Origin of the sequence: Demequina globuliformis (assembly GCF_000975155.1) — a bacterium.
Lineage (GTDB): Bacteria > Actinomycetota > Actinomycetes > Actinomycetales > Demequinaceae > Demequina > Demequina globuliformis.
The window spans coordinates 152084-167254 of record NZ_BBRG01000001.1 but is presented as its reverse complement, the minus strand read 5'-3'; the positions used below and the strand labels follow the sequence as shown (position 1 = coordinate 167254).

At 65.9% G+C, this 15171-nt stretch carries 13 protein-coding genes; all 13 read left to right on the top strand.

Going from position 1 to position 15171, the window contains the following annotated elements; all coding sequences use genetic code 11:
• The first annotated feature begins 65 nt into the window (after nt 1-65).
• The 13 genes from infB (at nt 66) to AOP75_RS00705 (ending at nt 15166) form a co-directional block, all read left to right on the top strand.
• The gene (infB, locus tag AOP75_RS00765; protein ID WP_062076486.1) at nt 66-2783 is read left to right on the top strand and encodes a translation initiation factor IF-2; all 2718 of its coding nucleotides are present in this window, start codon (nt 66-68) and stop codon (nt 2781-2783) included.
• Nucleotides 2783-3229: a 30S ribosome-binding factor RbfA gene (gene rbfA, locus AOP75_RS00760; RefSeq protein WP_062076485.1), complete on the top strand. Its 447-nt coding sequence runs from the start codon at nt 2783-2785 to the stop codon at nt 3227-3229. The genes infB and rbfA overlap by 1 nt, the downstream gene beginning before the upstream one ends.
• The gene (gene truB / locus AOP75_RS00755; RefSeq protein WP_236683048.1) at nt 3213-4139 is read left to right on the top strand and encodes a tRNA pseudouridine(55) synthase TruB; all 927 of its coding nucleotides are present in this window, start codon (nt 3213-3215) and stop codon (nt 4137-4139) included. Before rbfA ends, truB begins: the two co-directional genes overlap by 17 nt.
• Before the next feature lie 52 nt (nt 4140-4191).
• The gene (locus AOP75_RS00750) at nt 4192-5166 is read left to right on the top strand and encodes a bifunctional riboflavin kinase/FAD synthetase (RefSeq protein ID WP_062078254.1); all 975 of its coding nucleotides are present in this window, start codon (nt 4192-4194) and stop codon (nt 5164-5166) included.
• Between the two features lie 52 nt (nt 5167-5218).
• Entirely contained in the window at nt 5219-5989 is a 771-nt protein-coding gene (locus AOP75_RS00745; protein ID WP_062076483.1) for an amino acid ABC transporter ATP-binding protein, read from the top strand.
• A 56-nt stretch (nt 5990-6045) separates the two neighbouring features.
• A complete protein-coding gene (locus AOP75_RS00740) occupies nt 6046-6921 on the top strand; it encodes a glutamate ABC transporter substrate-binding protein (protein WP_062076482.1) in 876 nt (291 codons plus the stop codon).
• A gap of 75 nt (nt 6922-6996) precedes the next feature.
• Entirely contained in the window at nt 6997-7650 is a 654-nt protein-coding gene (locus AOP75_RS00735; protein WP_062076481.1) for an amino acid ABC transporter permease, read from the top strand.
• Nucleotides 7647-8528, top strand: a complete 882-nt coding sequence (locus AOP75_RS00730) for an amino acid ABC transporter permease (protein WP_062076480.1) — start codon at nt 7647-7649, stop codon at nt 8526-8528. The genes AOP75_RS00735 and AOP75_RS00730 overlap by 4 nt, the downstream gene beginning before the upstream one ends.
• Nucleotides 8529-8672: 144 nt before the next feature.
• Nucleotides 8673-9536, top strand: a complete 864-nt coding sequence (locus AOP75_RS00725) for a glutamate ABC transporter substrate-binding protein (protein ID WP_439645177.1) — start codon at nt 8673-8675, stop codon at nt 9534-9536.
• Nucleotides 9537-9662: 126 nt separating this feature from the next.
• A complete protein-coding gene (locus tag AOP75_RS00720; protein WP_083966586.1) occupies nt 9663-10763 on the top strand; it encodes a zinc-binding dehydrogenase in 1101 nt (366 codons plus the stop codon).
• Between the two features lie 90 nt (nt 10764-10853).
• Nucleotides 10854-11123, top strand: coding sequence for a 30S ribosomal protein S15 (gene rpsO / locus AOP75_RS00715; protein WP_062076478.1), 270 nt, complete (start codon nt 10854-10856; stop codon nt 11121-11123).
• A gap of 341 nt (nt 11124-11464) precedes the next feature.
• Nucleotides 11465-13678 carry a polyribonucleotide nucleotidyltransferase gene (locus tag AOP75_RS00710; protein ID WP_062076477.1) on the top strand — a complete coding sequence of 738 codons (2214 nt, stop codon included), beginning with the start codon at nt 11465-11467 and terminating at the stop codon, nt 13676-13678.
• Between the two features lie 165 nt (nt 13679-13843).
• A complete protein-coding gene (locus AOP75_RS00705; protein WP_062076476.1) occupies nt 13844-15166 on the top strand; it encodes a M16 family metallopeptidase in 1323 nt (440 codons plus the stop codon).
• Nucleotides 15167-15171: the final 5 nt, after the last annotated feature.

Below are 15171 nucleotides of genomic sequence, written 5' to 3'. Positions count from 1 at the left end.
ACGATGAGTACCCACCCGTAACGACGGTTCGACCCCTGCCTCGGTCGGACCGAGACAGGAGAATTGTGGCAAAGCCCCGCGTTCACGAGATCGCGAAGGAGCTCGGTATTCCGAGCAAGGACCTGATCGCCAAGCTCAACGACATGGGCGAGTACGTCAAGGGTGCATCCTCGACGCTCGAAGCGCCCGTGGTGCGCAAGGCTCGTGAAGCCTTCCCGCCCGCTGACTCGGCCGACTCAAAGTCGTCCGCCCCCGCAAAGAAGGCCCCGGCCAAGAAGCCCGTGGCGCCCAAGCCCGGCCCCAAGCCGGGTCCCAAGAAGGCTCCCGAGCCTGCCCCTGAGCCGGAAGCCGCTCAGGAGGCGCCCGCGCCTCAGGCCCCCGCAGCATCGGCCCCCGCAGAAGCGGCACCCGAGGCTCCAGCGGAGACCCAGTCCTCGAAGCCTGCGGCCCCCAAGCCCGGCGCGCCGTCGCCGGCTGACATGCCCAAGCCACGGCCTCGGCCAGGCGGCAACAACCCGTTCTCGGACCGCACCGCAGGCCCCCGCCCGCGTCCGCGTCCAGGCGGCAACAACCCGTTCCAGACCAACCGCCCTGGCCCGCGTCCAGGCGGCGCAGGTGGTCCAGGCGGCGCAGGCGGCCGTGGGCCCGGTGGCGCAGGCGGTCCTGGTGGCCGTGGCCCCCGTCCTACGCCAGGCCAGATGCCGCAGAAGGCCCCAGGTGGCCTCGGCGGCCGTCCTGGCGGCGCACCCGGTGGTCGCCCCGGTGGCGGCCCAGGTGGTCCCGGTGGTCGTCCAGGCTTCGGTGGCCCCGGTGGCCGTCCTGCCGCAGGTGGCCGCGGTCGCGGTGGCGGTACGGCCGGTGCCTTCGGGCGCCAGGGAGGCCGCCCCGCACGTTCGCGCAAGAGCAAGCGCGCAAAGCGGGCCGAGTACGAGCAGCAGCAAGCGCCCGCGATCGGCGGCGTGCAGATTCCCCGTGGAGATGGCGACACTCTGATTCGCTTGCGCCGCGGTGCGACGTTGTCGGACTTCGCGGACAAGATTGATGTGAACCCCGCGTCGCTCGTGACCGTGCTCTTCCACCTCGGTGAGATGGCCACGGCCACGCAGTCGCTCGACGAGGACACCTTCGCCGCGCTGGGTGCCGAGCTGGGCTACAAGGTCCAGATCGTGTCGCCCGAGGAAGAGGACCGCGAGCTGCTCGAGGACTTCGGACTCGACATCGAGGCTGAACTCGAGGCAGAGGGCGACGATGTCCTGGAGGCTCGTCCGCCAGTCGTCACCGTCATGGGTCACGTTGACCACGGTAAGACCCGTCTGCTGGACTCGATCCGCAAGGCCGATGTCATCTCCGGCGAGGCCGGCGGCATTACCCAGCACATCGGTGCGTACCAGGTGCATCACGAGCACGAGGGCGTCACCCGTGCGATCACGTTCATCGATACCCCGGGTCACGAGGCGTTCACCGCCATGCGTGCCCGTGGTGCACAGGTGACGGACATCGCGATCCTTGTGGTCGCGGCGGACGACGGCGTGATGCCTCAGACCATCGAGGCGCTTAACCACGCCCAAGCGGCGAACGTGCCGATCGTGGTCGCGATCAACAAGATCGACAAGGAAGGCGCGAACCCGGACAAGATCCGTCAGCAGCTGACCGAGTACAACCTGGTCTCCGAGGACTGGGGCGGCGACACCATGTTCGTCGAGGTCTCTGCGCGTGACGGACTGAACATCGACTCGCTGCTCGAGGCGGTGCTGCTCACCGCAGACGCCGGCCTGGAACTGCGCGCGAACCCCGACAAGGACGCTCGCGGTGTGGCCGTCGAAGCGCACCTGGACAAGGGACGTGGTGCGGTGGCAACGGTGTTGGTGAACTCCGGCACCTTGCGCGTCGGCGACTCGATTGTCGCGGGAACGGCATACGGCCGCGTCCGTGCAATGTTCGATGAGCACGACAAGCCCGTCGACGAGGCCACGCCTGCGCGTCCCGTGCTGGTGATCGGTCTGACCTCCGTGCCAGGAGCCGGCGACACCTTCCTGGTGGCCGAGGATGACCGCACTGCACGCCAGATTGCCGAAAAGCGTGAGGCCGCGCAGCGTGCCGCACAGCTGGCGAAGCGTCGCAAGCGCATCAGCCTCGAGGACCTCAACAAGGCCATCGAGGACGGCAAGGTCGACACCCTGAACCTGATCGTGAAGGGTGACGTCTCCGGTGCCGTCGAGGCGCTTGAAGACGCGTTGCTCCAGATCGACGTCGGCGACGAGGTTGACCTGCGCATCATCCACCGTGGTGTGGGTGCTGTGACGCAGAACGACGTGAACCTGGCGACGGTCGACAACGCGATCATCCTGGGCTTCAACGTTCGCCCTGCCGAGCGCGTGCAGGAGCTGGCGGACCGCGAGGGCGTCGACATGCGCTTCTACTCGGTCATCTACCGTGCGATCGAGGACATCGAAGCTTCGCTCAAGGGCATGCTCAAGCCCGAGTTCGAGGAGAAGCAGGTCGGTGCTGCCGAGATCCAGGAGATCTTCCGTTCCTCCAAGTTCGGAAACATCGCCGGTTGCTTGGTGCGTTCGGGCAAGATCAACCGCAACGCCAAGGCCAAGGTGGTCCGCGAGGGCGTCGTCATCGGCGAGCCCACGATCGACACGCTGCGTCGTTTCAAGGACGACGTCACCGAGGTCAAGGACGGCTACGAGTGCGGTATTGGCCTGGGTAAGTTCAACGACATTCAGGTGGGCGACATCATCGAGACCTTCGAGATGGTCGAGATTCCGAGGAACTAATGGCAGACAGTGCACGGGCGCTCAAGCTCGCGGGGACCATCAAGAAGTTGGTCGCTCGCGCGCTTGAGACAGAAATCAAGGATCCACGACTGGGTTTCGTCACGGTGACGGACGTTCGCGTCACCGGCGACCTCCAGCAGGCGTCCGTGTTCTACACGGTCTACGGCGGGGAAGAGGAGCGTGCGGGAACGGCCGCCGCCCTCGCCTCCGCCAAGGGCCGACTGCGCTCGCTGGTGGGTCGTGAGCTGGGCATCCGGCTCACGCCCACCCTCGAGTTCCACCTCGACGCTGTCCCTGAGACGGCCGCGACGTTGGACAAGGCACTCCACGAGGCTCATCAGCGGGATGAGGAACTCCGCAAGTTGCGTGAGAACGCGCGCTATGCGGGCGACGAGGACCCGTACCGCCACAAGGGCGATGCCGACGACGATGGCGAAGGGCGCTAAGGACGAGCCCGTTCCCGGCATTGTCCTGGTGGACAAGCCGGCGGGCTGGACGTCGCATGACGTCGTCGGCCGCATGCGCCGCCTGGCCGGCACCCGCAAGGTCGGTCATGCCGGCACTCTCGATCCCATGGCCACTGGCCTGTTGGTGATCGGCATCGGCAAAGCCACCAAATTGCTCACCTACGTGGTGGGCCACGACAAGACCTACACCGCCACCATGCGGCTAGGCCAAACCACCGTGACGGACGACGCCGAAGGCGACGTTGTCGACACCAGTGACACCGCTGGGGTCACGCAGGCGGACATCGCCGCGGCAATCACCACGCTCACTGGTGACATTCAGCAGGTCCCCAGCGCGGTGAGCGCGATCAAGATCAAGGGCGAGCGCGCCTACAAGCGGGTGCGCGACGGCGAAGATGTCGAGATCCCTCCGCGCCCAGTGACGGTGCACGAGTTCGCCGTCACCCGGGCCCGTCGGGAGGGCACCTTCATTGACCTCGACGTGCGTGTCGAGGTGTCATCAGGCACCTACGTGCGCGCGTTGGCCCGTGACCTGGGCGCTGCGTTGGGCGTTGGCGGCCACCTCACCGCCCTGCGTCGCCTCAATGTGGGCGACTTTGAGGTCGCCGATGCCATGACGCTTGATCAGTTGGGTGCGGTGGTCGATGCCGGGGGAGAGGTGCCTCGGTTGCCGCTCGGTGCCGCGGGCGCTGACATTCTGCCCGTGCGCGCGCTGACGGACCGCGAAGCGCGCACGTTGGGCTTTGGCCAGCAGTTCGACGACACCGAGGACTTCCGCTGGGACGGGCCGCTCGCCGGCATTGACCCCCAGGGTGAGTTGATCGCGATCGTGCGCCAGGTGGACGGCCGCATCAAGCCTGAGCTGGTCTTCAAGCCCTCGCAGGCGTAAGGCTCAACCCGCGTCGCCTTCGGGGTGACGAGGGTCAGGCACAATGGTCGCCATGCATATCTGGCGCGCGTTGGCGGACATCCCCTCGGACCTGGGTGACACCGCCGTGACGATCGGCAACTTCGACGGCGTCCATCTGGGGCACCAGGCGGTGTTGTCGCGAATGGTCGCAGATGCGCGCGAGCGGGAGCAGCTCGCGGTCGCGATGACGTTCGAACCGCACCCCAAAGCCATCCACGACCCTGCGCACCCGCCCGTGCTGATCACTGGGCTCGACGACAAGTTGGACCGGTTGGCTGCGACCGGACTGGATGCAGTGCTGGTCGTGGAGTACACCCTGGAATTTGCGCAACAGACTCCGCAAGAGTTTGTGCGCCGGTGGCTGGTGGATGGGCTGCACGCCAAGACCGTGGTGGTGGGTCAGGACACCAAGTTCGGCCGCGGCAACGCGGGTGACGTGGACACCATGCGCGCCTTGGGCTCGACCATGGGCTTCGAGACGGACGTGATCTCGGATGCGTGCGCGGTGTCTGAGGCGGGTCGGCGCTGGTCCTCGACCTGGGTGCGGGACCTCGTCGACAACGGTCGCATGGTGGAGGCCGCGGAGATTCTTGGTAGGCCACACCGCCTCCGGGGGGTCGTGGAGCACGGTGACAAGTTGGGCCGGGAGATTGGCTTTCCCACGGCGAACCTGGGCGTCACGGGCGGCATGATTCCGCGTCATGGCGTGTACGCGGGTTACCTCGAGGTGCTCGACGCGCGCGGCAACGGGGCCGCGGTGGGGCTGGTGGGGGACCGGATGCCAGCGGCCATCAGCATCGGCATCAACTACACCGTTGGTGGCGGCACGCTGCGCGTGGAGGGCTTTGCTATGGACCGTAAGGGCCTCGATCTGTATGACGCCGAGGTGGCCTTTGATTTGGTGCAGTGGCGCCGGCCGATGCTCGACTTCGGTTCCGTCGAGGCGCTCATTGACGCTTTGGGTGCTGATGTTGCCTGGTGCCGCGACGTGTTACATCTTGATTAAACCGGAGCGTGAAAGTAGGTCTTAGGTCCTGCTTTGCCGCTAAGGTCACAGGATGGACGTCTCCTTGAACGGAACGGCCGGCGGGACACAGACGCTCGTCAGGCTGGAGCAAGTGAACAAGCACTTTGGGGACTTGCACGTCCTCAATGACATCAACATGACCGTCGAGCGCGGTGAGGTTGTGGTGGTCATTGGGCCGTCAGGCTCCGGCAAATCGACGCTGTGCCGTGCCATCAACCGCCTTGAGTCCATTGACGATGGCCTCATTGAGATCGATGGCCAGCCGCTGGCCGCGGAGGGCAAGCCGCTCGCCAAACTCCGTGCCGACGTCGGCATGGTTTTTCAGTCGTTCAATCTCTTCGCGCACAAGACCATCCTCGAGAACGTCACGCTAGGCCCCATCAAGGTGCGCAAGCTGTCAAAGAAGAAGGCCGAGGCGGAGGCGATGGAGCTGCTGGAGCGCGTGGGCGTCGCCAACCAAGCCCAGAAGTACCCCGCGCAACTGTCAGGTGGTCAGCAGCAGCGCGTCGCGATCGCTCGGTCGCTCGCCATGCACCCCAAGGTGATGCTGTTCGATGAGCCCACGTCCGCACTTGACCCCGAGATGATCAATGAAGTCCTCGACGTGATGACGGACCTCGCAAAAGAAGGCATGACGATGATTGTCGTGACTCACGAGATGGGGTTCGCGCGCAAGGCCGCCAACCGAGTGGTCTTCATGGCGGACGGAAGGATTCAGGAGGAGAACACTCCTGAGGAGTTCTTCACCAACCCGCAGAGCGCACGCGCACAGGACTTCCTGTCCAAGATTTTGACGCACTGACGCGTCAACAACTGTTGCGGGCTACCCGCCCGCAGCTGATGAGAGGAGAACACCACATGTTCACGAAGACCAAGGTGGCGGCACTGGGTGCCGCAGCAGTGCTCGCACTGTCCGCCTGCAGCTCCGACGACGGGGGATCCTCGGAGGAGGCGTCCGCGGGCGACTTCGCCGAGGGCTCGACCATGGCTGAGCTGTCGGACGCCGGCTCGATCACCATCGGCACCAAGTTTGACCAGCCGTTGTTCGGCCTCGTGGGACCCGACGGCGCTCCCGTCGGCTTCGACGTCAACATTGGCACCATCATTGCGGAAGAGCTGGGTATTTCCGCTGACAACATCAACTGGGTGGAGACGGTGTCCGCCAACCGCGAGCCCTTCATCGAGGGTGGTCAGGTTGACCTCGTGGTCGCGACCTACACCATTAACGACGAGCGCAAGGAAAAGGTCTCGTTCGCAGGGCCTTACTACAACGCGGGTCAGTCGCTCATGGTGCTAGCCGACAACACTGACATCGCCGGGCCGGACGACCTCAGCGGCAAGAACGTCTGCTCGGTCGAGGGCTCGACGCCCGCGGCTAACATCGCGGACAACTATCCCGAGGCGAACCTGGTGCTCTTTGGTGCCTACACCGACTGCCTCGAGCCCCTGCGCAACGGTCAGGTTGACGTCGTCACCACCGACAACGTGATTCTCGCCGGCTACGTCGACGACTCCGACGGCGAGTTCGCCATCGCCGGTGAGCCCTTCACCGAGGAGCCCTACGGCATTGGCCTGGCTCGCGAGGATGACGAGTTCCGCGACTGGATCAACGACGTGCTCGAGGAGATCTTCGAGGACGGCCGCTGGCTGGACGCCTGGAACGCTGATGGCTCGGCTGGAACCGTGCTGCCGGAGCCTGAGGTTCCCACCGTCGACCGTTACGAGAACAGCTAGTTACACGCATCGTCGGGTGTGTCCCGGTGCGATCAAGCGCCGGGACACACCCGCATGTAGTCAGGGGAATACCGCATGGGAGCCTTGATCGAAAACTTCGATCTACTATGGCGCGCCTTCGTGACGACACTGTGGATCGCTTTCGCGGCCGGGGTGTTGTCCTTCATTTGGGGAGTACTGCTCGCGGCCTTCCGGGTCTCACCCGTGGGTCCGCTGCGGGTGTTCTCCAGCGCGTACGTCAACATCATCCGCAACACGCCGTTGACGCTCCTGTTCCTGTTCATGCTGAACGCGATTCCCCAGCTTCTCGGCCTGGTCGTACCGCTGGGTATCCCCATGGCTATTTTGTCGATGTCGCTGTACACGGCCACCTTCGTGTGTGAGGCAATCCGGTCAGGCATCAACTCGGTGGGTGTGGGCCAGGCGGAGGCCGCGCGTGCCGTGGGTCTCACCTTTGTGCAGACGCTCACGAATGTAGTGCTCCCGCAGGCGTTCCGGTCGGTAATCCCGCCACTCATCAATGTGTATATCGCCCACATCAAGAACACGTCCGTCGCGGCAGGCTTTGCGACCACGGAGTTGGTCGCGATTGCGAACCGACTCTCGAATGGCAACCCCGGTGACGTGGTGGGCATCTTCGCTGGAGTCGGCATCGCCTACCTGATCATGACGCTGCCGTTGTCGATCGCGGCAGAGAATCTCGAGTCGAAGGTGGCGGTGGCCCGATGAGCGAGAAGCAGCAAGTCCTCTATGACATCCCCGGTCCCAAGGCGATCCGCCGGGACCTGTGGCTCAACATCATTTTCACCGTCGTCATCGTTGGCGCGATTGTGTGGTTCGTCATCGACGCCGCCAGCCGTGGTCTGTTCAACGACCGGTGGCAGGTGCTGTGGGCCGGCGACAAGGGCTTCTCCGGCCTCGAGGTGTGGGAGCGCCTCCTGTGGGATGGCCTGATCCTCGGCACCATGAAGGCGGTCGTGATCGCGGTTCCGGTTGTCGCCGTGTTCGCCCTGGCACTGACTATTGCTCGCCAGGCACCCACGCGGTGGGTGCGCTACCCGGCCTACGGCTTCACCCACGTGTTCCGCGGCATCCCCGTCCTGCTCATCATCTATTTTGGCGTCCTCGCCCTTGACCTCGAGCCCCTGTGGGCCGTGGTGCTCGGCCTCGTTGTCTACAACACTGCGGTCGTCGCCGAGATTCTGCGCGCCGGTATTGCCGCCCTGCCGAGCGGTCAGCGGGAAGCTGGTCTCAGCATCGGCCTGACTCCGCTGCAGACCATGATGCGCATTCAGCTGCCCCAGGCGATCCGCATCATGCTGCCGGCCCTGATCAGCCAGATCGTTGTGCTCCTCAAGGACACCTCGCTCGGCTTCATCATCGGGTACGTCGAACTGCTCACGGTCACCAAGAACCTCTACAACTTCTTTGGCAACAGTTCCGTGGTCCCGCTCGTGCTCGCGGCGGCCGTCATTTACATCGGCGTCAACATGGCGGTGTCTCGCTTGGCGACCTGGCTTGAGGGGCGCATGCGCAAGACCTTGCCTTCCGGCACTGCCCCCAAGGACACAGCGCCTGGCCTTGAGGCGCAGGCACAAGCCAACTAGGTTGACCCGGGCGGTGGGAGAGCGAACTGACGTTGTCCCCGGCGGGCCCGTGTGCAAAGGGCGCGTCTCAGCCTCACCGCTGCGCCAGATTGCGGCGGCACGCGGGGCGGGAGAGTGTACCCTCAGTGCCCAGAGGGGATAACGATGTCACTAGTGAGAACAATGCGCCGCATCGGAGTCGCGGCCGCAGTTGGCGTTGCCGCAGTGGCCTTGGCCGCGTGTTCGGCTGAGAAGTTCCCCGGTGACAGCACCATGGCCACACTTCACGAGGCCGGTGCAGTCACCATTGGCGTGAAGCACGACCAACCACTGTTTGGCGAGCTCGATAGTGACGGCGTGCCGCAGGGGTTCGACATTGAGGTGGCGCGATTGGTGGCCGACGCGCTCGGCATCAATGAATCCGGCATCACGTGGGTCGAGGCGCCCTCGGACGAACGCGAGCACCTCCTCATGGACGGCGACGTTGACTTCATCGTCGCCACCTACACCATCAGCGACAGTCGTAAGGAGTCAGTCGGCTTCGCGGGGCCCTACTACGTCGCTGGTCAGACGCTGATGACACGCAAGGACGACGTCGATATCGCGTCGCCGCTCGACCTCGACGGCAAGCACGTGTGCACCGTGGCCGGTTCAACGGCGTCGGAGACCATCAAACGCGTATCTCCTGGTGCCGCGGTGGTCTTGTTCGACGACTACTCGGACTGCCTCGAGCCATTGCGCACTGGCCAAGTGGACGTGGTGACCACTGATGACGTGATCTTGGCGGGCTACGCCGCGGAAGCGGGCGGGCAGTTCCGTATTGTCGGTGCGCCCTTTACCGCCGAGCCCTACGGTATTGGCGTGGCGCGCGAAGACGACGAGTTCCGCTTGTGGATTGACGACGTCCTTGAAGAAGCGATGGACGACGGACGTTGGAAGAAGGCGTGGGACAGCACGGCCGGGACGGTCTTGCCCGAACCGCAGCGTCCGTACATTGACCGCTACGCGGCCGTCACCGACGGAACGTAGCCCACGGGTCATGGCGGCGCCTCCGCGCCCAGCAAGGTGACGCTCCGCTGAACTCTCGGTGAATCTCTGGCGAGAACCGCGCTCGGCGGTAGCGGGCATCGGCCCGTCTGAGGCAGTCTCCACCACATGCCCCCCGCCGCAGCTCCCGCTGCCACGACAACCACTCGCGCCCTCATGGTCCATAGCGGCGTCGTCGGCGCCGTCACGCTGCCCGTGCCCGCACTCCAACCGGGCCAAGTCCGTGTCGCGATGCGGCTGGCCTCCCCGTGTGGGTGCGTGAAGGATGCGATTGCCTCCAATGTATCCCCGTCACGTGCCACGGCTCTGGGCCACGAAGGCGTGGGCACCATCGAAGCCATTGGCCGCGGGGGAGACGCCGCTGCGGCTGATGGCACTCTGCTCGCTCCCGGGATGCGGATCGTGTGGGGCCGCGCGTGCCCCTGCCGTCAGTGTGGAGGTTGCACACAAGGCACAGGATGCCGACGGCCCATCGCACTCGGCGTCGACATGGCGCCCGACGACTGCGCCTTTGCCGGTTCCATCGTGACGCGCGCGCTGCTGCCGCGCGCCGCCGTGATCGCAGTCGTGCCTCCCAGCGTCCCAGACCCGGTCGCGGTGCCAGCCGGGTGCGCCGTTGCCACGGTTTGCGCGGTCATGGAATCCGCTGGCTCGTTGGTGGGCAAGCGTGTCCTCGTCATCGGCGCTGGCATGCAGGGCCTGGTCGCCGTGGCCATGGCTGCGGAAGAGGGGGCGGGTTCGGTCACCATCGTGGAACCCGATCCGCAGCGGCGGCTACGCGCGCTGGAGTTTGGGGCCGATGCCGCGCTTGAGCCGGGCGCGGGCTTTGGGCGGGCGGACGTGATCGTGGACGTCTCCGGGGGTGATGGAGCGCTGGCCGATGCGATGGACGCGCTCGCGCACGGGGGAGTGCTCGTGTTGGGGCGCGCCGGCAGAAACCGACGGCCGCTCACCGTCGATGCCGGCCTGCTCGCTGCGCGCGCGGTCACGGTGCGAGGCGCACCTCCCGTATCGGGACGGCATGTCCTGGCCGCGCTGGACTTCCTGGCCGCTACGCACGCAGCCCGGGACTGGGGTTCGCTGCTCGCACCGCCCATCGCGCTGGATCAGGTGGGATCCACCCTCCCGTACGCTGAGGGTCGACACGCTCGCGCTCTGGTGGCTTTCGGGTCCTCACCGGGTGCCTCCGCAGGCCAATCTGCTGTATAGTTGGACGTCGCCGTGAAACGGCCGCGGATCGTAAGCCCCCGGAGAACAGGCCCGGGAGCTCCGTGCAACAGACATCAGAAGGAGTGAGCCGTGCCTCTGGACGCAGCCACCAAGAAGTCCATCATGACCGAGTACGCAACCGTCGAGGGTGACACCGGTTCGCCCGAGGTCCAGGTCGCGCTCCTCACGCAGCGCATCAACGACCTCACCGGTCACCTCAAGGAGCACAAGCACGACCACCACTCGCGTCGTGGCCTGCTGCTGCTTGTCGGTAAGCGCCGCAACCTGCTGAACTACCTTCAGCGCGTCGACATCGAGCGTTACCGCTCGCTGATTGAGCGCCTGGGCCTGCGCCGCTAAGGCGCACCCAGTCGCGCTCGGCCCGGTCGCTCCCTCCTCGCGGAGGTTGAGCGGCCGGGTCTTTCGCATGTCAGGACCTGTCACTGCGCGCCGCGCCGAGCATGGTCACGCCCCAGCATCGGCTCACCGCTGATAGCATGGGTAAGGCCCGCCGTTGACGGCGGCGCCCAATTTCATACACCTGGCAGGCCAGCAGGACGCTGATCCTCGGTGGAGATGGGCAGAACCCCCGCGTATGCGAGCGGGTGCACGTCTGACTATGTCGACTGACGATCAGTGAGGCTCACATGAGCTTCTTCAGTTCGCCTGGGCTGCTCTACGAACAAAGGAGCAACTTCCACATGGAAGGTCCCGAGATTCAGTTCGCCGAGGCGACCATTGACAATGGTTCGTTCGGCACCCGTACCGTCCGCTTCGAGACTGGCCGTCTGGCCAAGCAGGCCGCCGGTTCCACCGCCGCCTACCTCGACGGTGACACCATGCTGCTGTCGGCCACGACGGCTGGCAAGCACCCCCGCGACGGCTTCGACTTCTTCCCCCTGACGGTGGACGTCGAGGAGCGCTCGTACGCAGCCGGCAAGATCCCTGGCTCGTTCTTCCGTCGCGAGGGCCGTCCCTCGACGGACGCGATCCTCACCTGCCGCCTCATCGACCGCCCGCTGCGCCCGTCCTTCGTGTCGGGTCTGCGCAACGAGGTCCAGGTCGTCATCGACGTGCTGGCCATTAACCCTGACGACGCTTACGACACGCTCGCGATCAACGCGGCCTCGATGTCGACGCAGCTGTCCGGGCTGCCCTTCTCCGGCCCCATCGGTGGTGTCCGCGTGGCGCTCATCGACGGCCAGTGGGTCGCCTTCCCGCGCTACTCCGAAAAGGGCCGCGCAGTGTTCGAGATGGTCGTTGCCGGTCGCATCGTGGGCGACGACGTCGCCATCATGATGGTCGAGGCAGAGGCCACCGACGACGCCTTCAACCTGGTCTCCGAGGGCGCTCAGGCGCCCACCGAAGAGGTCGTGGCCGAGGGGCTCGAGGCCGCCAAGCCGTTCATTAAGGCGCTGTGCGACGCTCAGCAGGAGCTCGCCGACAAGGCCGCCAAGGAGACGGTGGAGTTCCCCCGCTTCCTCGACTACCAGGACGACGTCTTCGCTGCCGTCGAGCCTCACGTCGCCGGCGACCTGACCTCCGCGCTGCAGATTGCAGACAAGCAGGAGCGCGAGAACCGCCTGGATGAGATCAAGGCCGGGGCGCTTGACCACTTCGCGGAGCAGTTTGAGGGCCGCGAGAAGGAGGTCTCGGCAGCGATCCGCTCCGTGACCAAGCAGACCATCCGCCAGCGCATCCTCAAGGACGGCGTCCGCATCGACGGCCGTGGCCTCGAGGACATCCGTCCGCTGTCGGCCGAGGTTGGCCCCATCCCGCGCGTGCACGGCTCCGCCATCTTCGAGCGCGGCGAGACCCAGATCATGGGTATTACCACGCTGAACATGCTCAAGATGGAGCAGCAGATCGACTCGTTTAACCCCGAGACGAAGAAGCGCTACATGCACCACTACAACTTCCCGCCCTTCTCCACGGGTGAGACGGGTCGCGTAGGGTCACCGAAGCGCCGCGAGATCGGCCACGGCGCGCTTGCTGAGCGCGCTCTCGTGCCGGTGCTGCCGTCGCGTGAGGACTTCCCGTACGCCATTCGCCAGGTCTCTGAAGCGCTCGGCTCGAACGGTTCGACCTCGATGGGTTCGGTCTGCGCGTCGACGCTCGCCATGCTCAACGCCGGTGTGCCGCTGAAGGCCCCCGTGGCCGGTATCGCCATGGGCCTCGTGTCCGACACCGTTGACGGTGAGACCCGCTACGCGGCGCTCACCGACATCCTGGGTGCCGAGGACGCGTTCGGCGACATGGACTTCAAGGTTGCCGGTACTCGCGAGTTCGTCACCGCCATTCAGCTCGACACCAAGCTCGACGGCATCCCCGCATCCGTCCTCGCAGGTGCCCTGGGCCAGGCTAAGGATGCGCGTCTGCACATCCTCGGCGTCATGGAGCAGGCCATCTCCGAGCCCGACGAGATGAGCCCGCACGCACCGCGCATCATCACCGTGCGCGTGCCCGTGGACAAGATCGGTGAGGTCATTGGGCCCAAGGGCAAGATGATCAACCAGATCCAGGACGACACCGGCGCGGACATCAGCATCGAGGACGACGGCACCGTGTTCATTGGCGCGGACAACGGCGAGGCTGCTGAGGCCGCCCGTTCGGCCATCAACGCGATCGCCAACCCCCACGTGCCTGAGGTCGGCGAGCGCTTTGTCGGCACCGTCGTGAAGACCGTCGCGTTCGGCGCCTTCATCTCGTTGAGCCCCGGCAAGGACGGACTGCTGCACATCTCGCAGATCCGCAAGCTCGTCGGTGGCAAGCGCGTGGAGAACGTCGAAGACGTCCTGTCCATCGGCCAGACGATCCAGGTCGAGATCGCCGAGGTCGACCCGCGCGGCAAGCTGTCGCTCGGTGTGGTCGAGGAAGGCTCCTCCGACGAGGCTGCCGAGGAGGCCGGCGAGTAATCGCTGACTGATCCTTCCGCGAGGGCGGTTCCCCGGGCGTTACGCTCGGTGGGGCCGCCCTCGTGGCATGTCTGGGCCTGGCACCGTTCAGCACCATGGGCGGGGACCATCGCGGTGCGAGTCTTCAGCACAGTGAAGCCGCTCAGCCGCGTTAGGCTCGCCCCTATGCCTCATGCACTCCCTCTCGTGTCTGCCCAGTCCATCGGCGCTCACCTCGCGGTGGAACAGGACCATGGCGCCGTGATCCGCCGCTCCGTGCTGCCGGGCGGCGTCCGCGTGCTCACCGAGCAGATTCCCGGCATGCGATCGGCCACGGTCGGTGCGTGGGTCGGGGTAGGCAGCCGCGACGAGACGCCGGAGCACGCAGGCTCCACGCACTTCCTCGAGCATCTGCTCTTCAAGGGCACGCAGCGCCGCTCTGCGCAGGACATCGCCGTCGCGTTCGACCGCGTGGGCGGTGAGTCCAACGCGATGACGGGGAAGGAGTTCACGTGCTACTACGCCCGCGTCATCGACCAGGATCTCCCGCTCGCGATCGACGTCATCGGTGACATGGTCACGTCCGCTCGGCTCGATGATGCCGATTTCGAGATGGAACGTGGCGTCATTTTGGAAGAGCTCGCGATGAGCGAGGACGACCCGGGAGACGTCGCGCATGAGCGGTTCACGGAAGCGGTCCTGCACGGGCACCCGCTAGGGCGGCCCATTGGTGGCACGCCGGAAATTATCCGCGCCGTGACCCGAGACGCCGTCGAGGACCACTACCGCCAGCACTATGTGCCGGAGGGGCTCATCGTGACCGCTGCCGGTGGCCTGGATCACGACACGGTGTGCGCGCTGGTGACGGAAGCGCTGATTCGAGGCGGGTGGGATCTCACTGACGATCGCGCACCGCTTGAGCGGCGCGATCCACTCGCGCCCGTGGAAGCGTCGCTGGTACCGCAGGTGCGGGTCAACCGCGATCTCGAGCAGACGCACGTCCTCCTGGGAACGCGCGGCTTCCGCGCCACAGACGAGCGCCGCTCGGTGCTGGGCGTCTCCAACGCGATCCTGGGCGGCGGCATGTCCTCACGTCTGTTCCAAGAGATTCGGGAGAAGCGCGGTCTGACGTACGGCGTGTACTCCTTTGGCGCCCCCAGCGCCGACACCGGCGTGTGGGGCATGTACGCGGCATGCAACCCCGCGAACGCTGACGAGGTCGAGCGGCTGCTCGGCACCGAGCTGGAAAGGCTCGCGGAGGGCATCACGGCGGAGGAACTCGAGCGGGCCCAAGGGCAGATCGCCGGCACCACCGTGTTGCGCCTCGAGGACTCCTACTCACGAATGTCACGCCTGGGTAAGGCTGAACTCGTGCAAGGCGAACTGTGGAGCATTGGCGAGTCCTTGGACCGGGTCCGGGCGGTGACGGCCGATGACGTGGTCGCTTTGGCGGCCGACCTCGCCTCACGTGAGCGTGTCAGCGTGCGCGTGGGCCAGTTGGGTGAGTGACCTGG

Excerpts from the sequence above, each read along its gene's own strand:
- AOP75_RS00750 (WP_062078254.1), top strand. The coding sequence starts at position 4,192 with ATGCATATCTGGCGCGCGTTGGCGGACATCCCCTCGGACCTGGGTGAC.
- AOP75_RS00710 (WP_062076477.1), top strand. The coding sequence starts at position 11,465 with ATGGAAGGTCCCGAGATTCAGTTCGCCGAGGCGACCATTGACAATGGT.
- AOP75_RS00745 (WP_062076483.1), top strand. The coding sequence starts at position 5,219 with ATGGACGTCTCCTTGAACGGAACGGCCGGCGGGACACAGACGCTCGTC.
- AOP75_RS00720 (WP_083966586.1), top strand. The coding sequence starts at position 9,663 with ATGCCCCCCGCCGCAGCTCCCGCTGCCACGACAACCACTCGCGCCCTC.
- AOP75_RS00740 (WP_062076482.1), top strand. The coding sequence starts at position 6,046 with ATGTTCACGAAGACCAAGGTGGCGGCACTGGGTGCCGCAGCAGTGCTC.
- truB (WP_236683048.1), top strand. The coding sequence starts at position 3,213 with ATGGCGAAGGGCGCTAAGGACGAGCCCGTTCCCGGCATTGTCCTGGTG.
- rbfA (WP_062076485.1), top strand. The coding sequence starts at position 2,783 with ATGGCAGACAGTGCACGGGCGCTCAAGCTCGCGGGGACCATCAAGAAG.
- AOP75_RS00705 (WP_062076476.1), top strand. The coding sequence starts at position 13,844 with ATGCCTCATGCACTCCCTCTCGTGTCTGCCCAGTCCATCGGCGCTCAC.
- AOP75_RS00725 (WP_439645177.1), top strand. The coding sequence starts at position 8,673 with ATGTCACTAGTGAGAACAATGCGCCGCATCGGAGTCGCGGCCGCAGTT.
- AOP75_RS00735 (WP_062076481.1), top strand. The coding sequence starts at position 6,997 with ATGGGAGCCTTGATCGAAAACTTCGATCTACTATGGCGCGCCTTCGTG.
- AOP75_RS00730 (WP_062076480.1), top strand. The coding sequence starts at position 7,647 with ATGAGCGAGAAGCAGCAAGTCCTCTATGACATCCCCGGTCCCAAGGCG.